Annotated in this window: 16 protein-coding genes and 1 riboswitch; of the genes, 12 read left to right on the forward strand and 4 right to left on the reverse strand. The window is 66.7% G+C overall.

What is annotated here, in order from left to right; all coding sequences use genetic code 11:
• Nucleotides 1-76: 76 nt before the first annotated feature.
• A complete protein-coding gene (locus AAFF19_RS20955) occupies nucleotides 77-2,011 on the reverse strand; it encodes an MFS transporter (RefSeq protein ID WP_342720946.1) in 1,935 nt (644 codons plus the stop codon).
• 218 nt (nucleotides 2,012-2,229) lie between these two features.
• On the opposite strand from AAFF19_RS20955, the gene AAFF19_RS20960 reads away from it, so the two are divergent.
• The 7 genes from AAFF19_RS20960 to AAFF19_RS20990 all read left to right on the forward strand — a co-directional run bounded on the left by AAFF19_RS20960 (nucleotide 2,230) and on the right by AAFF19_RS20990 (nucleotide 8,805).
• Entirely contained in the window at nucleotides 2,230-2,961 is a 732-nt protein-coding gene (locus tag AAFF19_RS20960) for a helix-turn-helix transcriptional regulator (protein ID WP_342720947.1), read from the forward strand.
• 246 nt (nucleotides 2,962-3,207) lie between these two features.
• Nucleotides 3,208-4,107, forward strand: coding sequence for a TetR family transcriptional regulator (locus tag AAFF19_RS20965; protein WP_342720948.1), 900 nt, complete (start codon nucleotides 3,208-3,210; stop codon nucleotides 4,105-4,107).
• Nucleotides 4,104-4,670, forward strand: coding sequence for a DUF2867 domain-containing protein (locus AAFF19_RS20970; protein WP_342720949.1), 567 nt, complete (start codon nucleotides 4,104-4,106; stop codon nucleotides 4,668-4,670). The genes AAFF19_RS20965 and AAFF19_RS20970 overlap by 4 nt, the downstream gene beginning before the upstream one ends.
• Nucleotides 4,657-6,009: an AarF/ABC1/UbiB kinase family protein gene (locus AAFF19_RS20975; protein WP_342720950.1), complete on the forward strand. Its 1,353-nt coding sequence runs from the start codon at nucleotides 4,657-4,659 to the stop codon at nucleotides 6,007-6,009. Before AAFF19_RS20970 ends, AAFF19_RS20975 begins: the two co-directional genes overlap by 14 nt.
• A 25-nt stretch (nucleotides 6,010-6,034) precedes the next feature.
• Nucleotides 6,035-6,415, forward strand: a complete 381-nt coding sequence (locus AAFF19_RS20980; RefSeq protein ID WP_342720951.1) for a hypothetical protein — start codon at nucleotides 6,035-6,037, stop codon at nucleotides 6,413-6,415.
• Nucleotides 6,416-6,548: 133 nt separating this feature from the next.
• A complete protein-coding gene (locus AAFF19_RS20985; protein ID WP_342720952.1) occupies nucleotides 6,549-7,043 on the forward strand; it encodes a YXWGXW repeat-containing protein in 495 nt (164 codons plus the stop codon).
• Nucleotides 7,044-7,275: 232 nt separating this feature from the next.
• Nucleotides 7,276-7,395, forward strand: a riboswitch (glycine riboswitch).
• 90 nt (nucleotides 7,396-7,485) lie between these two features.
• On the forward strand, nucleotides 7,486-8,805 hold the full coding sequence (locus AAFF19_RS20990) for a D-amino acid dehydrogenase (RefSeq protein ID WP_008905781.1): 1,320 nt from the start codon (nucleotides 7,486-7,488) through the stop codon (nucleotides 8,803-8,805).
• A gap of 54 nt (nucleotides 8,806-8,859) precedes the next feature.
• Here AAFF19_RS20990 and AAFF19_RS20995 read toward each other — a convergent pair whose 3' ends face one another.
• Both AAFF19_RS20995 and AAFF19_RS21000 read right to left on the reverse strand, forming a co-directional pair.
• On the reverse strand, nucleotides 8,860-9,198 hold the full coding sequence (locus AAFF19_RS20995; protein WP_008905782.1) for a cytochrome c: 339 nt from the start codon (nucleotides 9,196-9,198) through the stop codon (nucleotides 8,860-8,862).
• Between the two features lies 1 nt (nucleotide 9,199).
• On the reverse strand, nucleotides 9,200-10,411 hold the full coding sequence (locus AAFF19_RS21000; protein ID WP_008905783.1) for a sulfite oxidase: 1,212 nt from the start codon (nucleotides 10,409-10,411) through the stop codon (nucleotides 9,200-9,202).
• A 216-nt stretch (nucleotides 10,412-10,627) separates the two neighbouring features.
• Between AAFF19_RS21000 and AAFF19_RS21005 the strand changes: the two genes are divergently transcribed.
• The 5 genes from AAFF19_RS21005 to AAFF19_RS21025 all read left to right on the forward strand — a co-directional run bounded on the left by AAFF19_RS21005 (nucleotide 10,628) and on the right by AAFF19_RS21025 (nucleotide 15,947).
• Nucleotides 10,628-11,803, forward strand: a complete 1,176-nt coding sequence (locus tag AAFF19_RS21005; RefSeq protein ID WP_342720953.1) for a PhnD/SsuA/transferrin family substrate-binding protein — start codon at nucleotides 10,628-10,630, stop codon at nucleotides 11,801-11,803.
• A 138-nt stretch (nucleotides 11,804-11,941) separates the two neighbouring features.
• The gene (locus tag AAFF19_RS21010; RefSeq protein WP_008905785.1) at nucleotides 11,942-13,267 is read left to right on the forward strand and encodes a hemolysin family protein; all 1,326 of its coding nucleotides are present in this window, start codon (nucleotides 11,942-11,944) and stop codon (nucleotides 13,265-13,267) included.
• A gap of 118 nt (nucleotides 13,268-13,385) precedes the next feature.
• Nucleotides 13,386-14,120, forward strand: a complete 735-nt coding sequence (modA, locus tag AAFF19_RS21015) for a molybdate ABC transporter substrate-binding protein (RefSeq protein WP_342720954.1) — start codon at nucleotides 13,386-13,388, stop codon at nucleotides 14,118-14,120.
• A gap of 22 nt (nucleotides 14,121-14,142) precedes the next feature.
• Entirely contained in the window at nucleotides 14,143-14,808 is a 666-nt protein-coding gene (gene modB / locus AAFF19_RS21020) for a molybdate ABC transporter permease subunit (RefSeq protein WP_342720955.1), read from the forward strand.
• Complete coding sequence (locus AAFF19_RS21025) at nucleotides 14,805-15,947, forward strand: ABC transporter ATP-binding protein (protein ID WP_342720956.1); 1,143 nt, start codon at nucleotides 14,805-14,807, stop codon at nucleotides 15,945-15,947. Before modB ends, AAFF19_RS21025 begins: the two co-directional genes overlap by 4 nt.
• Before the next feature lie 18 nt (nucleotides 15,948-15,965).
• On the opposite strand, the gene AAFF19_RS21030 is transcribed toward AAFF19_RS21025, so the two are convergent.
• Nucleotides 15,966-17,297, reverse strand: coding sequence for an FIST N-terminal domain-containing protein (locus tag AAFF19_RS21030; RefSeq protein WP_008905789.1), 1,332 nt, complete (start codon nucleotides 17,295-17,297; stop codon nucleotides 15,966-15,968).
• Nucleotides 17,298-17,339: the final 42 nt, after the last annotated feature.

Genomic DNA, 17,339 nt, shown 5'->3' on the forward strand with positions numbered 1-17,339 from the left:
AACCGCAGGGGGCCGTGCGGGTGTGGGACAGGGGGCCATCCTGCGGTCGGCCCCCTGTGCCGGCGGCATCACACCGTCATACCGTCAGCAAGGTCTGCACACGCTCGCGCAGCAGCGTGGGCTGCACCTCGCGCGGGGCCACGGGGTGCCCTACATTCAGGCCCACCCTGCTGAACATGCCGCGGCGGAAGGGCCGCACCATGGCACCGCCCTGCTCGATGCGGCTGAAGTATGAGCCCCACAAATTGGTGAGCGCCATGGGGATCACCGGGGCCTCGACGCCCTCTTCCCGCGCACGCTCGATGATCTTCATGATGCCGCCCTTGAACTCCTGCAACTGCCCGTCCTTGGTGATGCCGCCTTCGGGGAAGATGGCAAGCAGGTCCCCCTCGCGCAGCACCTGGGCCGCGCGGTCGAAAGCGGCTTCGTAGGTCTTGGGATCTTCCTTGTAGGGTGCAATCGGGATCGCCTTGGCCAGGCGGAACAGCCAGCCCAGCACCGGCACGCGGAAGATGCGGTGGTCCATCACGAAGTAGATGGGGCGCGGGCTGGCGGCCATGAGCAGCACGGCATCCACAAAACTCACGTGGTTGCAGGCCAGGATGGCCGCGCCCTGTGCGGGCAGGTTTTCGTCGCCCTGCACCTTGAAGCGGTACACAAACCGCGACGACATCCAGGCCACAAAGCGCAGCAGGTACTCGGGCACCAGCATGAAGATGTAGAACGCCACCACCGCGTTGGCGATGCCGGTGAACAGAAATATCTGCGGCACCGTGAAACCCGCGCCCAGCAGGGCCCCGGCGATCAGCGAGCTGGCGATCATGAACAGCGCATTCAGAATGTTGTTGGCCGCGATGATGCGAGCGCGATGCGTGGGCTGGCTGCGCATCTGGATCAGCGCGTACATGGGCACGCTGTACAGGCCCGCAAAGAGGCTGAGCAGCAGCAGGTCCAGCATCACGCGCCAGTGCGTGCCCTGCGAAATGAAGGCAGCCAGGCCCATGATGTCGGACGCTGGAAGGCTGCGCGACGCGAAGTACAGGTCGATGGAGAACACGCTCATGCCGATGGCGCCCAGCGGCACCAGGCCGATCTCGACATGGCGGCGCGACAGCACCTCGCACAGCAGCGAGCCAATGCCAATACCCACCGAGAACACCACCAGCAGCAGCGATGCCACCTGCTCGTTGCCATGCAATACCTCCTTGGCCAGGCTGGGAAACTGGCTCAGGAACACCGCGCCAAAGAACCACATCCAGCTGATGCCCAGCAGCGAGCGGAACACCACTATGTTTTCATGCGCCAGCTTCAGGTTGCGCCAGGTCTCGGTGAAGGGGTTCCAGTTGATGGTGAGGCCGGGGTCGGTGGCGGGCACTGACGGGATGAACTGCGCCACCGCGCGCCCGGCCAGCGCCGCCAGCACACAGGCCACCGCCACCGTGGTGTGGCCAATACCCGGAATGGCCACCAGCAGCCCCCCCGCCACATTGCCCAGCAGGATGGCCACGAAGGTCCCCATCTCGACCATGCCGTTGCCGCCCGTGAGCTCGCGCTCGGTGAGCACCTGGGGCATGTAGGCGAACTTGACGGGGCCGAACAGCGTGGAATGCACGCCCATCAGGAAGGTGCACAGCAGCAGGATGGGCACGTTGTCCGTCATGAAGCCAAAGGCCGCCACCAGCATGATGGCGATCTCCATGTTCTTCACGAAGCGGATCATCTTCGTCTTGTCGTACTTGTCAGTCAGCTGGCCGGAGGTGGCCGAGAACAGCAAAAACGGCAGGATGAACAGCGCACCAATCACCAGCCCCGCCATGGCGGGCGGCAGCCAGTCCACGCTGAGCTGGTAGGTCACCATCACGGTGAAGGCGAACTTGAACAGGTTGTCGTTGGCCGCGCCGGAAAACTGTGTCCAGAAGAAGGGCGCAAAGCGCCGCTGGCGCAGCAGGGCAAACTGGTTCGGGTCCTCATGCGCGGGTGCAGCGCTGTGTGAGGATGTCTCGGGGTGCATGCTTTTCTCCTCGTTTCCGATGGGTTGGCGTGTTGGACTTTTCCGTGCCCGCACTTCAGGCGTTGGGTGCGCACGATTCGCAGATGTCACCCACGGCGTGGGCGCCATTCTGCCCGCGCAGTGTGTTCAGCAGCTCTTTGCCACGCCTCAGAAAGTCGCTCGCAGGGCCACCCAAGCCACCCTTGGTATTGATAATTGATACCAAGGAGTGAAAACCCGTGAGCACAACCGCAGACCTCGTGAACGCCCTGAAGAAAGAACTCAAGACCGCGCAGATGACCTACGCCGACCTGGCGCAGGCGCTGGGCATGGCCGAGTCCAGCGTCAAGCGCATGCTGGCCCGGGGCGACATGCCACTGTCGCGCATCGACGCCATCTGCCGCGCGCTGGCGCTGGACTTTGCCGACCTGGCGCGGCGCGTGGCCGACGAGCAGCCTTTGCTCAAAGAGCTGACGCAGGAGCAGGAAAAGGCTGTGGTGGGCGACAAGAAACTGCTGCTGATGGCGATCTGCGTGCTCAGCCAGTGGACGCTGGAGCAGGTGACCGCCGCCTACCGCCTGACCGAGGCCGAGGGCATCAAGTACCTCGCGCAGCTCGACCGCATCGGCATCATTGAGCTGCGGCCGCTCAACCGCTACCGCCTCAAGCTGGCCAAGACCTTCCGCTGGCGCCCGCACGGCCCGGTGATGAACTACTTTCGCGAGCATGCCCTGCTCGACTACTTTGCAGGCGGCTTTGACGGCTCGGGCGAAGGCGTGTTGCTGGTGCACGGCAACATCAGCCGCAGCCTGGCCCCCGCCTTCATGGAGCGCATGCAGCGCGTGGCCCAGGACTTTGCCCAGCAGCATCTGGCCGACCAGAAGCTGCCCGACCGCGAGCGCGAGGGCTACACCTTGCTTCTGGCGATGCGCAGCTGGGAGTTCGAGGCGTTTGCGACGATGAGAAGGTGACCCTCCTTCTTTCTGAACGCCTTCGTGGCGGGTGCAGCCCGGCACTCGCCAGACGAAAGACGCCGCCATCACTACATTTTTAATAGCTGGTAGCGCTTTACCAATAAGCGCTAGATGCCAAAAACACCAAAAAATCCGCACTCACAACTGACTCCAAAACGGTTTCTGGTTTCACGCACGCTTGACGCTACAAACAGAAAACACTATTCTTTAAATACAAATTTTTGTTTATTTAAAGACAGTCAAATGAAAACCACCCGCCAGCAACAAGACGCCACGCGCCGCCAGATCGTGGCCAGCGCGGTGGACCTCATGACCCGCCAGGGCTTTGACGGCACGACGATGAAAGACATCGCCCGTGCAGCAGGCATTGGCGACGCCACGATCTACAAATACTTCCCCACCAAGGACCGCATCGTGCTGGGCTACCTGGACGATGTGGCGCACCAGGCGCTGGCCGAAACCCTGCAGACGCCCGGCTTTGCGGGCTACCTGCTGCAAGAGAAGCTGCAGCGCCTGACCGACGCCGTGCTGGAGCGCCTGCTGGCCGACCGCGAATTTGTGGCCCAGGTGCGCAGTCTGGCGCGGCGCTCGCCGCTGTCGATGTTGGCCGAGCCCCTGGCAGCGCGCCAAAGCCTGCGCGAGGCGGTGGCCAGCTTTCTGGAGGCCGCAGAGGCCAGCGGCGAAATCGAGCCCTGCGACTTCAAGGGCATGGCGGGCGGGCTGTACACGGATTACCTGGCCGGTGTGGTGGCGTACTGGCTGGCCGACACCTCCGACGAATTTGCCGACACCACCCAGCTGGTGGACCTGTCGCTGGGGGTGCTGGTGCAGGCGCTGCGCGGCGGGCTGGTCAACCGCGTGCTGGAGCTGGGCGGCTTTGTGCTGCGCAGCCAGATGGCGCGCATGGTGCAGCACGGCAGCGGCGTGATGGGCATGCTGCAACTGGCAAAGCAGGCCATGGCCAGCGCCCCGCCCGGGCCCGCCCACCCCCCCGCCGCGGCCGGCGCAGCGGCCCCGCCGCCCTCGCCCTCCCGCTCCCCCCGTAGGCCGCGCAAGCCCCGTGCCACCACCGCGGCGCCCACCCCGGCCCCCACTCAAACACCCGCCCCACCCACCGCCCCCCGCAGGAGGAAAGCCGCATGACCACCACCCACCCCGTACGCGTGGTGCAAGTGCCGGCGGGCACCGCCATCCACGCCACCTTGCCCGGTGCGCATTTTTTTGATGCCTATGCGGTGGCCGATCCGCACCCCGCCACCAGCGCGCTGCACACCTGGCTGGACGTGCTGGCCCGCACACCACGTTGGACGGAGCACCTGCTGGCGGTGCGCAACAGGCTGGTGCGGCTGGTAGGGCTCAAGGGCGTGGGGCAGCTGCAGGACATGCATCGCCCGGCCAGCGGAGGCGCGCCATCCGATGCGCGCAGCTACCGCGTGGGTGACCGGGTGGGTATCTTCGTGATCCGCCACCTGAGCGATGCCGAAGTGGTCATGGGGCAGGACGACCGGCATCTTGATGTGCAGGTGTCCCTGACCAAGCACCCGGCCCCGCCCGGCGGCACTGCGAGCGTGGTCCTCAGCACGGTGGTGCACATCCACAACACACTGGGCCACGCGTACATGGCAGTCATCACGCCATTTCATCGGCTGATCGTTCGCAGCATGCTGCAGCGCCTGGCCGCCGCGCCCCGCCATGGCCAGCGCTGAGCCGCCGCGCACCAGCCGCATCGCCCGCGGTGCCATCACGGGCCTGGCCGCCGCCCGCATCGGCGTGGCCCAGCTGGGGCACCGCGCCCGCACACCATCGGCCCAGGCGCAGGCCGACCACGAAGCTGCCCTCGGTCGCATCCTCTTTGGCGCACTAGGCCAGCTGCGGGGTTCGGCGCTCAAAGTGTCGCAGCTGCTCAGCATGCACCCGGGCCTGCTGCCCGGCGGCGTTCGGCAAGAACTCGCACGTGCCCACCACCAGGCCCCGCCGCTCAACCGCGCGCTGGTGGGCCGCGTGTTCCGCCAGGCGTTCGGGCAGGAGCCTGAGGCGCTGTTTGACCACTTCGAGCCCACCGCCTTTGCCGCTGCCAGCCTGGGGCAGGTGCACCGCGCGCAGCTTGCGGGGCATGGCACCGTCGCCGTGAAAGTGCAATACCCCGGCATCGCCGCCACCATCACGAGCGACATGCAGCTCATGCGCACCGCCCTGCGCGCACTGGCGCACACCGGCATGCCCATGCCCGCAGACGCCGTGGTGGCCAGCGTCATGGACGAGATCGAGGCCACGCTGCTGCGCGAGGTGGACTACCTGCAGGAGGCCGAACAACTGCAGTGGTTTGCCCGGCACGCCGCGCGGCCGGGCGTGGTGCTGGCCGAGCCCATCCTTTCGCACACCCGGGCGCAGGTGCTCACGCAGCAGTTTTTGCCGGGCCAACCCCTGGTCGCCTGGCTGGCGACGCAGCCCGCGCAGGCCGAGCGCGACCGGGCCGGGCAGCACCTGTGGGACTGGTTCATGCACTGCATTTTTGTGCTGGGCCGGGTGCATGCCGACCCGCACCCCGGCAACTTCCTGTTCGCACCAGACGGCACGGTGGGCGTGCTGGACTTTGGCTGCACGCGCGAACTGTCGGCACACTTTCGCACCCAGGTGGCCAAAGCGTGGTCAGCGCTGCTGCGCGCCCCCACCGACCCGCAACGCGATGCGCTGGTGCTGCAGGCCTACCAGGCGCTGGGCCTCGTGAAAGCCGACCTCGCCCTGCAAACCTACACCGCCGAACTTGCCCCCGCACTGGCCGACATGCAGGCCTGGCAGATCGAGCCCTTCACCCGGCCCGTTTTCGACTTCGGCGCCAAGACGCCGCCCCCCATCACGCCCGCACGGCACCAGCGCGCACTGGGGCAGCACCTGTTGCAGGTGCCGGGCGAGATGCCCTCGTTCGAGCGCATGTGGATGGGCCTCATGCACCTGCTCACCGGCCTGGGCGCCCGGGTGCACACCCGCCGCGCAGGCTTTCTGGCAGTGGATGGCGACGAAGCCGCTACCAGACCGGTCGTCTGAATCCTTCACAAAAAGGAACCCCTGCATGAACATGCTGTTGATGATGGCGGCCGGGGGCCTGGCCCTGGTGGGCGTGGTGCACTCGGTGCTGGGCGAGGTCATGGTGTTTCGCACGCTGCGCACACGGAGCATGGTGCCCACGGCCGGGCACCCCGTGCTGCGGGAATGGCAGGTGCGCATTCTCTGGGCCACATGGCATCTGGCCTCCATCCTGGGCTGGGCCCTGAGTGCCCTGCTGTGGCGCCTGGCCAACGCACCTGCCGATGCAGATCTGCGCACGTGGCTGGCCCAGGTTGCCGTGGTCGCGCTGCTGGCCAGCGCGTTGCTGGTGCTCGGCGCCACGCGCGGCCGGCACCCGGCCTGGGCCGCGCTGCTCGCCATTGCCGCGCTGGTGGCGTGGCATTGAGGGGCCAGGGCAACCGGCTCGCGCAGAGAAACACAACTTCACAAGACTTCGCAATCTGCCTACAGCGGCTTGACGATGGGCCTGCACGATGAAGTCTCCGGTTCCGCAGGGAGCCTTTCTCAAGGAGATCATCATGGCCCGCAACGCAATCGCCGCCCTTTCCATCGCACTGCTCTCGCTGGGTGCCGCAGGGGTGGCGCAGGCACAGACCAGCGCCACCGTTGTCATCCAGTCGGGACAAGCCCGCCACTACCAGAGCCCGGCGCCTGTGGTGGTGCAGCATGCGCCTCCGCCCGCACGCTACGAAGTCATGCCGCGCCCCCGCCGCAATATGGTGTGGGTGCCTGGCCACTGGGAATGGCGCGGCCACCGCCATGTCTGGAACCAGGGCCACTGGATCAAGGCGCGGCCCGGCTACCACTACCGTGAGGCCCGCTGGGTCGAGCACGGTGGCCGCTGGGAGCTGCGCCCCAGCCGCTGGGATCGCGATGGTGATGGCGTCCCGAACCGCTATGACCGCGACCACCGCGACCGGGACCGTGATGGCATGGCCCACCGCGGCGATCGCGACCGTGACGGCGTGCCCAACCGCCACGACCGCCGCCCGGACAACCCCTACCGCCAGTGAGCACGCTTGAACCACCACCGCGCCAACGCACCACCCGGCCCCCGGGTGCGTGGGGGCGGGTCGTCGCCTGCATCAGCAACGATTGCGGTGCATTAGCGCGGCAAGGCGGGTTGAAGCAATGGCTTCACCCCTAGAATCGGCCTCGCAGGAGAGCAGGACGGGCTGGAGGCCCGCCACTGCACCGAAGGCGCAAACTCCCATACACGCTCAGGTTCCGTACTGCAACCATTCATCAAAGCCGTCTGGAGAGCCGCCCCACCCCACCTGGCGTGGTGGCGCACCGAAGGAGCAAACCGCGCGCCATGTGGGCTGCGCGGTGAATCTCTCAGGTACCAAGGACAGGGGGAGCGGCAGCTTGGCAGACGCGCGCCAGCTGTTGCTATTTAAATAATAGCTGCCAACGCATGTCCATCAAGCGCTGAACCCTTAAAAGGCTTCAAAAATGCGCGTGATCGTTTTGGGCGCCGGCTTGCTCGGCGTGACATCGGCTTACTACCTGCAGCAGCTCGGCCATGAGGTCACGGTCATCGACCGCCAGGGCACGCCCGGCGCCGAGACCAGCTTTGCCAACGGTGGCCAGATCTCGGTGAGCCATGCCGAGCCCTGGGCCAACCCCAGTGCCCCGCTGAAGGTGCTGCAGTGGCTCGGCCAGGAAGATGCGCCTCTGCTGTTCCGCATCCGCGCCGACATGCGCCAGTGGCTGTGGGGCCTGTCGTTCCTGCGCAATTGCACTCCGGCACGCACCCGCCACAACATCGAGCAGATCGTGCGCCTGGGCACCTACAGCCGCGACACGCTGCAGCAGCTGCGCGCCGCCACCGGCATCCAGTACGACCAGCGCACGCAGGGCATCCTGCACTTTTATACCAACCAGAAGGAATTCGACGGCGCGCTGGCACCGGCCGAGCAGATGCGCCAGCTCGGCTGCGAGCGCCAGGTGATCAGCGCCGACGAAGCCGTGCGCCTCGAACCCGCGCTGGCCCACATCCGCCCGCAGCTGGCGGGCGCCACCTACACGGCCGAGGACGAATCGGGCGACGCCAACCTGTTCACCCGCGAACTGGCCAAGCTGTGCGAGGCAGCGGGCGTGCAGTTCCGCATGGGCCACCACATCACTGCACTGCGCGAGGCAGGCGGCCGCATTGACCATGTGGAAGTGACCAACGCCGAGGGCCGCTTCGAGCGCGTGCGCGGCGATGCGTTTGTGATGGCCATGGGTTCGTTCAGCCCGCTGCTGGCGCAGCCACTGGGCATTCGCCTGCCCATTTACCCGGCCAAGGGCTATTCGGTGACCATGCCGGTCAAGGACGCATCGATGGCGCACCAGGTGAGCCTGACGGACGACGAGTTCAAGCTCGTGTTCTCGCGCTACACCAGCGAACGCGGCGGTGACCGCCTGCGCATTGCAGGCACGGCCGAACTCAACGGCTACGACCGCAATCTGAACCAGGTGCGCTGCGAGGCCATCGTGCGGCGTGTGGAGCAACTCTTTCCCGGCGCGGGCGACGCGAGCCAGGCCCAGTTCTGGACCGGCCTGCGCCCGGCCACGCCGAGCAATGTGCCACTGATTGGCAAGACCAAAGTGGGCAACCTGTTCCTCAACACCGGCCACGGCACACTGGGCTGGACACATGCCTGTGGCTCGGGCAAGGCGCTGGCCGACATCGTCAGTGGCCGGGTGCCCGAGGTGGACTTTGCGTTCCAGGGGTTGCAAGGGCGCGCAGCCGGGGCGGCGCTGGTGCCGTCGCGCACCGCGGCCTGAATTTGCGCCGGGTTGCAGCGAAGGTAACGCTGCAACCGCCATGAAACGCGGCGCTTACTTGGCCGCGCCCGTGGCATGGGCCACAAACTGCGCCACCGCCTGCATGTCCTTCTCGCTCATGCGCTCGGCATAGGAGGGCATCACGCCGATGCCTGCCTTCAGCGCGCGCAGCACGCGCCCGGCATCAGGCTTCAGCTCGTCCAGCACCGGGCCCACCTGGCCCTCGGCACCGGCCGCCTGCAGCGTGTGGCACACGGCGCAGGCGGGCTGGATCTTGGTGAAAAGCTCCTTGCCGCGCGCCAGTTCGGCCGGGTCGGCAGCCCAGCCCGCCGCGCAGGCGCTGGCCAACCCCAGGGCAAGCCCGGCGCTGCGGGCCCGGAAGAACCACACCATTTCAGGCAACCGTGACCGTCACGGCGTGGTCACGCCAGCTGGCATTGTTGTAACCGCCCAGGTTTTCCTCGCGCTGCTCGGGCTGCACATTGCCCGCCGTGTCGGTGGCGCGGCTGGTGAGCACATGGGTGCCCGCATCGAGGCGCACAGGCAATGCAAACTGCCGCCATGCGAAGGGGCCCAGGTCCGGCCCGATGAGCCGGGCAGCCTGCCAGGTCTTGCCGCCATCGACCGAGACTTCCACACTTTTGATGCTGCGCGTGCCACCAAAGGCCACACCGTGCACCTGCACCTGACCGGGCTTGATCGCCCCCTTGTCGGGCAGCGGGCCGTTGATCCAGGACTTCACACCCATCTCCCACACCGAGGGCTGGTCGGGGCTGGCCTTGGAGCCCGGTGGCGACATGCGGTAACCGTGCGACATGATGCGCGCCTGCGACTGTGCGCTGGTGAAGGCCACGCGCTTGACGTACTTGATGTTGTTCACACCCTGGTAGCCGGGCACCACCAGCCGCAGCGGGCCGCCGTGTGCAAGTGACAGCGGCTCGCCATTCATCTCCCAGGCCAGGAGCGCGTCATCCAGCGCCTTGACGGGCACCGAGCGCTCGACCAGCACGGAGAGCGGATCCACACCCTCGGGCAGCTTCTCACCGCCCGTGCCGGTCAGGTAGGCAGCTCCGTCTGCCAGCCCGCCAAGAGCTGCCACCACGTTGCGCAACGGCACGCCGCTCCACACCACGCAACCAGCGGCGCCCACTTGCCAGGGCGTGCCGCTGGGCTTGCTGGGGAAGAAGCCACGCCCGTTGCCAGAACACTGCAGCACGGTGGCCACCGTTTCCACGCCCAGGGTCTTGAGCTCGGCCACGGTGAGGCTGCGGGCGTTCTTCACGCCCTCGATCGACACCGACCAGGCGTCGCGGTCGTTCAGGACAGCGACATCGGGCGCTGGCAGGTTATTGCGCACATAAAGCTGGTTCGAAGGGGTGATGACACTGGTACCGAATGCGGAGCGGCGCGTCTCCAGGGTGTTGCTGCTGTGCACGATCAGCGCGTCGGGGGTCTTCCAGTTGGCGTAGGCCGGCAAGGGCTTGGCGGCGGCAGCCGCCTGCTGGGCCCGCGCGCCCCCGGCCCATCCCGCCAGGCCCAGGGCACTCAAAGCAGCGGCACTGCCGGCAAGCATGTGTCGGCGCGGCAGGTTGGTGAAATCGTTCATGGAAAGGTCTCCAAAGATGAAAAGGGGGACGGCAGGAACGGCGCAGCCACCAGGGCGCGTCGCGACCAAACGGCATTTTGTAGACCACCTGGGCACCAGGGGTGAAACATTGCGTTAGCGAACGTAAAACATGCAAAAACATGGAAACATTCGTAGACACGTCGTGCTGAGTGCGCATATTTGACGGTTCGTTTGCACATTACAAGGAATGACGCCATGACCGCCGTGAAGAAGCCCATACGCCCCCGTGCCGCTGCGCTGATGAGCTTGCTCCTGATCTGTGGCCCTGCACTGGCCCAGCTCTCCACGATGGTGGCAGTGGAACCCACCGAGCGCAAGGCGGCGCACTCCATCTTGCGGACGGCGGCGGAATCGGGCCTGTCCAAGGCCGCCGGGCAGTCGGTGACGCTGGTGACCAGCGATGACCTGGCCGATGTGATGCGCGCCACGCGCAGCGCGGGCTACGACATCTTCATTGGTCCCGCGCAGGTGGCGGCGTCGGCACTCGACCGTGGCTACGAGCTGGTGGGGACCACGCAAAAATCCGAAAAATACCTGCTCGTGGCTTTGCAGCAGGTGGATGCCGTTGCCGCCATGAAGGGCCGCAGGCTCTATCTGCCCCAGCAGGACTCGCTGTACACCTACATGGCGCGCGGCATGCTCAACGAGGCCGGGATTTCGTTTCAGGATCTGCGCGCCGTGCAGTACGAGAAGTTTCCGCAGGCGGGCCTGTCGGCCCTCATGCTGGGCACGGCCGACGCCACCGTGGTGCGCGAGGACGACTGGGCGCAGTGGGCTTCCACGCAGTCCGGCAATCTGCGGGTGCTGGCCACTTCGCAGCTCGTGCCCGGCGGCTTCTCGGTGGTCGTGAAAAAGGACATCCCCGCAGAAACGCGGGGCCGCCTGGCACAGTGGTTTGCCACGTCGTCCACCGCCAGTGGTCTGCCCCTGGTCACCGTGCGCCCCGAATCCATCGAATACCGCCGCGTTGCCGAGCTGGGCCTTTTCACGCCCACCAGCCTGCCCGGAGTAAGCCGCATTACCGCCAAGGAAGCCCAGGGTCTGCTGGCGCAGGGCGCTGCCTTGGTGGACACGCGCACCGAAAAGGAATTCAAGGCCAAGCGCATCCGGGGCGCCCTGTTTGCGGCGTATGTGGAAAAGAGCCTGAAGGATGTGGCCTTCAACGCTGCGCAGGATGACTTCCAGGCCCTCGACAAGTTGCCCAATCTCGACAAGGGCAAGCCCGTGATCTTTGCGTGCAATGGCGCCGAATGCTGGAAATCCTACAAGGCCGCCAAGGTGGCAGCAGCCAAGGGCTTCAAGTCGGTGTACTGGTTGCGCGGCGGCCTGCCCGAGTGGGATGCGGCAGGACTGCCCACCGAAGGCGGCTGACGACGGCTGACGACAGCCCGCATTGCGGCCTCTTTCGGCGGGTGGTGACCCTGACACCGGTGTTCACCATGGACGAAAGTCCCCTTCCGTACAATCCGTAGCATCTCAACACCCAAGGGCGCGCAAGGCGCCCTTTGTATGGAAATAGCAATACTGTTCGCCCTCATCTTCCTCAACGGCCTGTTTGCCATGTCAGAGATCGCTCTGGTCACGGCCCGCAAGGCCCGGTTGCAGAAGCTGATCGATGAGGGCGATAGCGGCGCCGCTGCCGCTGTGAAGCTGGGCGAAGACCCGACACGCTTTCTCTCCACGATCCAGATCGGCATCACGTCGATTGGCGTGCTGAACGGTATCGTGGGTGAAGCAGCCCTGGCGGGGCCCCTGGCGCTTTGGCTGGAGTCGCTGGGTGTTCCCATGCCCTTTGGCAGCTATGCAGCTACCGGCCTGGTGGTGGTACTGATCACCTACTTTTCGATCGTCGTGGGTGAACTGGTGCCCAAGCGCATCGGCCAGTCATACCCCGAGACCTTTGCCCGCCTGGTGGCGCGGCCCATCAATTTTCTGGCGCTGGCCACCAAGCCGTTTGTGCTGCTGCTGTCCACCTCCACGCGCACCCTGCTGCGCCTGATGGGTGTGAAGGAAACCAGCGGCAGTCCGGTGACCGAAGAAGAAATCCACGCCATGCTGGTCGAGGGCACCACCGCAGGCGTGATCGAGTCACACGAGCACACCATGGTGCGCAACGTATTCCGGCTGGACGACCGCCAGATCGGCTCGCTGATGGTGCCGCGCGGCGATGTGGTGTGCCTGGATGTGGACGCCTCGTTTGAAGACAACCTCAAATGCATCGAAGAATCCGACCACGCGCGATTCCCGGTGGTGCGTGGCGGCATGGACAACATCCTGGGTGTGATCAACGCCCGCCAGTGGCTGTCGCGCACCCTGCGCGACAAGGCGCGCGGTGGCCTCGCCGAACAGGCCTTGCAGACGGCGCTGTATGTGCCCGAAACCATCACGGGCATGGAGCTGCTGGACAACTTTCGGCTGTCCGACGTGCACATGGCCTTTGTCATCGACGAATACGGCGAGGTGCAGGGCATCGTCACGCTGCAGGACCTGATCGAAGCCATCACCGGCGAGTTCCAGCCCCGCGACCCCGAGACCTCATGGGCGCTGCAACGCGAAGACGGCAGCTGGCTCCTGGACGGCCACATCCCCGTACCCGAGCTGAAAGACCGCCTGAACCTGGACACCGTGCCCGAAGAAGAGCGCGGCCGCTACCACACGCTCAGCGGCATGATCATGCTGCTGACGGGCCGCCTGCCCAAGGTGACCGACACCGTACAGTGGGAAGACTGGAAGCTGGAGGTGGTGGACATGGACGGAAAGACCATCGACAAGATTCTGGCTACGCGCCTGACGCCCGAGGAAAAGGCGGCGGCTGAAGAACAGCCGTCCGACTGACACTTGCAGGTGGATTGCCTCCCGGGCCCCCGTGGCTGAACCAGCAGCGCCTCAAGGATCTGCCATGCGATTTTTTTTACTCCGCCGAAGAAACTGGTGTGCAGCCCTGTGCCTTGGCATGGCACTGGCACCGGCACTGCATGCCCAGGCCCCGGTGACCGTCGCTGCGGCGTCCGACCTCAAGTTCGCCCTCGAAGAACTGGCCCCGCAGTTTGAAAATGCGACGGGCCACAAGCTGCGGCTGGTGTTCGGGTCCTCTGGCAACTTCAAGACCCAGATCCTGCAGGGCGCACCGTTTCACCTTTTCATGTCAGCTGACGAAGGGTTCGTATACGAGCTCGCCGATGCCGGCAAGACCGTGGACCGGGGCCGCGCCTATGCACGCGGGCGCATCGGCATCATCGTGCCTGCGGGCTCCCCCCTGAGGGCCGACGGCCAGCTTCAGGACCTGGCTGCGGCACTGAAAGACGGGCGCCTGCGCAAATTCGCCATTGCCAACCCTGCCCACGCACCCTACGGAGCACGTGCCAGGGAGGCTTTGCAGCATGCAGGACTGTGGGAGTCACTGCAACCCAAGCTGGTGCTGGGCGAGAACATCTCGCAGACCGCGCAGTTCGCCACCTCGGGCTCCACACAGGGCGGCATCATTGCGCAGTCGCTCGCACTGGCGCCCGCCGTGGCCAGGCTGGGTACCTTCCAGCTCATTCCCTCCGACTGGCACCAGCCGTTGCAGCAGCGCATGGTGCTGACCAAGGGCGCGCCCCCGGCGGCCCGCGCGTTTTACGACTACATCGGCACCCCCGCCGCCCAAGCGGTCATGGCACGCTATGGGTTCGTGATGCCACAGGACTGACTCCTACACCATCGCACCACCCATGGACTGGCAAGCGCTGACCCTCTCGCTGAAACTGGCCACCTTCACGCTGCTGGTGCTGTTGCCCGGCGGGCTGCTGCTGGCGCGCTGGCTGGCCTACACGCGTTTCAGGGGCAAGTCGTGGGTGGAGGCGCTGGTGGTGCTGCCGCTGGTGTTGCCACCCACAGTACTGGGCTACTACCTGCTGGTGTCGCTGGGTGGCGCATCGCCCCTCGGCCAGTGGATGTCGGAGGCACTGGGCGTGCAACTCACCTTCAACTTTGGCGGGCTGCTCATCGCGTCGGTGATTTTCAACATCCCGTTCCTGGTGCAGCCGGTGCAACGGGCTTTTGAATCCATTCCGCGCGACCTGGGCGAAGCCGCCGCCGTCTGCGGCCTGAGCGCCTGGCAGACTTTCTGGCGTGTGGAATTGCCGCTGGCCTGGCCGGGCGTGTTGTCGGCCATGGTGCTGACCTTTGTGCACACCCTGGGCGAGTTTGGCGTGGTGCTGATGGTGGGCGGCAGCATTCCGGGCGAGACGCAGACCATCGCCATCGCCATCTACGACCGGGTGCAGGCGTTCGACCTCGCGGGCGCCAACCAGATGGCACTGCTGCTGGTGGTGTTCTCGCTGCTGGCCGTGGCGGCCTCGTTCTTCGCATCGGCCCGCATGGCGGTGCGACGATGAGTGATATGTCCATGCAGGGTACGGCGATGGCCCTGGAACTGGAGGTGTCGCAGATGCTGCCCATGGCGCTGAGCGGCAGCCTGCGCTGCGGCCCCGGCGAGCTGCTGGCGCTGGTGGGGCCATCGGGGGCGGGCAAGACCTCACTGCTGCGCATTCTGGCGGGCCTGATGCGGCCCGAGAGGGGCCGCGTGGTGGTGGGCCAGGAGGTGTGGTGCGACACGGAACAGGGCATTTTCGTGCCACCGCAACGCCGCCATGTGGGGCTGGTGTTTCAGAACTACGCACTCATGCCGCACCTGAGCGCTTTGGGCAATGTGGCGCTGTCGCTGCTGCACCTGCCGGCCGAGCAGCGCGCGCGGCAGGCCCGGCATTGGCTGGACCATGTGGGCCTGAGCGCGGGGCAGCAGGCACGGCGGCCCGCAGCGCTCTCGGGCGGGCAGCAGCAGCGGGTGGCGGTGGCCCGGGCGCTGGCACGCGAGCCCCGGCTGATGCTGCTGGACGAGCCGTTTTCTGCCGTGGACCAGATGAACCGCGAGGGCCTGTACCGCCTTCTGGCCGATCTGCGGCGAGAGCTGGCGGTGCCCATCGTGCTGGTCACGCACGATCTGAACGAGGCCCGCATGCTGGCCGACCACCTGGTGGTGATGGACGCAGGGCACGTGCTGCAGCAGGGTACGCCGGCCGCCATCCACAATGCCCCGCGCAACGCCCGCGTGGCCGACCTTGTGGGCATCCACAACCGGTTCGAGGGCCTGTGGCTGGGCGCTGCCGAAGGCACGCCGGGCACGGGCCACCTGCGATGGGACGGGCACGGCAACGCGGCGGACGCCCCCGTGCTGACCGTGCGCGACAAAGGCCGCATCGCCCCCGGCCAGGCCGTGAGCTGGGTCCTCCCCAGCGACGCCATCACCCTGCTGGACGGCGGCGCTGCACCCCATGCCAGTGACTGGCAGGCCGAGGTGCTGGAAGCGCGCCACCTGGGCGAGATATCGCTGGTCACCCTGATACTTCCGGCGGTGCCGGGTGCGCGGCTGATGCTCACATTGTCAGGGGCCCTGCGCCAGGGGCTGGCCGTGGGAGAGACGGTGGGCGTACGGCTGGACCTGGCGCGGGTGCATGTGATGCCCACGCGCGCCTGAAAGTCCCAGAGCCTGCTCTCAGGGCTTACCGCTGTCCACGAACACCGTGAGCACACCCGTGTAGCCGTACAGGTGGTGGTGCGCAATCTCCCCGCCCGCGAAGAACCCTGTCAGCGGCACGTCCCCCAGTGCATGGCGCACGATCTGCAGTTCTGCACTGGGCCCGCCAAAGTGCGGGCCACCCCGGCCGGAGCAGCTCACGTAGATGGCGCCACAGATCCGCCGCCCGGTCTGCGGCGCCGCGTTGACAGCCGGTGCGCGGTGAGCCGCCGCCGCACCATCTGCGCGATCTTCACCAGAGGACGACATCAGCGACGCGGGCTCCAGCTCTTCGGGCGAAAGCTCCTCGCGGATCTCGGCGCAGATGCGCATGAGGTCGGCGCGCGCCGCCGCCACATTGCGCTGGCAGAACGCCAGGTGCATGCCCGGCTCCACATGGTCGGCCAGGGCCACGCCGCGGCGGCTGCCGTCCAGCCCCACGATGTGACGCACGCGCGTGTCGGTGCCGAAGTGGCCGGTGCGACGCTGGCCCTGCGGCTGCGTGCCCGCACTGACCAGCCCGGCCAGCGTGGCGCGCACCTTGCGCAAGGCGGGCTGCGGGTCGCCGTCGAGCGAGACCTCCAGCGTATCAAGCAGCACATCCAGGGCCGGTTCGCCATCCAGCTGCAAGACCACGTTTTCCTGGGCTTCGGTGATGGTGTGCAGGGTACCCACAGGCTGGCAACCCTGCGTGACGCGGGACACCAGCGCCACCCCGGCGCCAAACGCCACGCCCGACAGGCCGCCATCAAACACGCCACTGGCGCCGCCCTGCCCGGCCATGTTGCCATCGCCGCCCACCGCAAACTGCACACTGCTGGTGCGGCTGGCAGACAGGCCACCAAACAGGTAGCCCGTGTCGGTGCGTGCCGCCATCTCGGTCAGCAGCTCGGCCAGTTCGGGGGTGCGGCCATCGGCATGCACCAGGGCGGTATGGGCCACAAAACCGCTGCCCGGGTGCGGCGCATGGGTAGGCAGCGGCGCCACACCCGAGAACACGCGGTACTGGTCCGCGGGCACATCCAGCAGCATCACCGACAGGGCGGGCTCGTCAAAGTACTCTGCGTTGTTGGCCGACACGCCCACGCCCACGGTGCCGCTCCAGTCGGTCACCTCGGGCAGCTCGGCGCTCAGGTAGTCGAGCAGGGCCTGCGCCTCGTTGGCATAGTGGTCGGTGATGTACAGCAGGCCCAGCGTGGGTGCCGCAGCATAGTCGGGCAGCGCCATCTGGGCGCGCAGCTGCGCCAGCACCAGCGCAGCGGCCATGCGCCACTGGGGGTGGGTGGCGTGGCCGGTGGGAAAGAGTTTCATGGTGGGAGTCTCCGTGCCGGGCGCGGCGCGCCCTTGCGTGCG

The organism is Acidovorax sp. FHTAMBA, assembly GCF_038958875.1.
Lineage (GTDB): Bacteria > Pseudomonadota > Gammaproteobacteria > Burkholderiales > Burkholderiaceae_C > Acidovorax.

Excerpts from the sequence above, each read along its gene's own strand:
- AAFF19_RS21025 (WP_342720956.1), top strand. The coding sequence starts at position 14,805 with ATGAGTGATATGTCCATGCAGGGTACGGCGATGGCCCTGGAACTGGAG.
- AAFF19_RS20990 (WP_008905781.1), top strand. The coding sequence starts at position 7,486 with ATGCGCGTGATCGTTTTGGGCGCCGGCTTGCTCGGCGTGACATCGGCT.
- AAFF19_RS20965 (WP_342720948.1), top strand. The coding sequence starts at position 3,208 with ATGAAAACCACCCGCCAGCAACAAGACGCCACGCGCCGCCAGATCGTG.
- AAFF19_RS20955 (WP_342720946.1), bottom strand. The coding sequence starts at position 2,011 with ATGCACCCCGAGACATCCTCACACAGCGCTGCACCCGCGCATGAGGAC.
- AAFF19_RS20980 (WP_342720951.1), top strand. The coding sequence starts at position 6,035 with ATGAACATGCTGTTGATGATGGCGGCCGGGGGCCTGGCCCTGGTGGGC.
- AAFF19_RS20995 (WP_008905782.1), bottom strand. The coding sequence starts at position 9,198 with ATGGTGTGGTTCTTCCGGGCCCGCAGCGCCGGGCTTGCCCTGGGGTTG.
- AAFF19_RS20985 (WP_342720952.1), top strand. The coding sequence starts at position 6,549 with ATGGCCCGCAACGCAATCGCCGCCCTTTCCATCGCACTGCTCTCGCTG.
- AAFF19_RS21030 (WP_008905789.1), bottom strand. The coding sequence starts at position 17,297 with ATGAAACTCTTTCCCACCGGCCACGCCACCCACCCCCAGTGGCGCATG.
- modA (WP_342720954.1), top strand. The coding sequence starts at position 13,386 with ATGGCACTGGCACCGGCACTGCATGCCCAGGCCCCGGTGACCGTCGCT.
- AAFF19_RS20975 (WP_342720950.1), top strand. The coding sequence starts at position 4,657 with ATGGCCAGCGCTGAGCCGCCGCGCACCAGCCGCATCGCCCGCGGTGCC.
- AAFF19_RS21000 (WP_008905783.1), bottom strand. The coding sequence starts at position 10,411 with ATGAACGATTTCACCAACCTGCCGCGCCGACACATGCTTGCCGGCAGT.
- AAFF19_RS21010 (WP_008905785.1), top strand. The coding sequence starts at position 11,942 with ATGGAAATAGCAATACTGTTCGCCCTCATCTTCCTCAACGGCCTGTTT.
- modB (WP_342720955.1), top strand. The coding sequence starts at position 14,143 with ATGGACTGGCAAGCGCTGACCCTCTCGCTGAAACTGGCCACCTTCACG.
- AAFF19_RS21005 (WP_342720953.1), top strand. The coding sequence starts at position 10,628 with ATGACCGCCGTGAAGAAGCCCATACGCCCCCGTGCCGCTGCGCTGATG.
- AAFF19_RS20970 (WP_342720949.1), top strand. The coding sequence starts at position 4,104 with ATGACCACCACCCACCCCGTACGCGTGGTGCAAGTGCCGGCGGGCACC.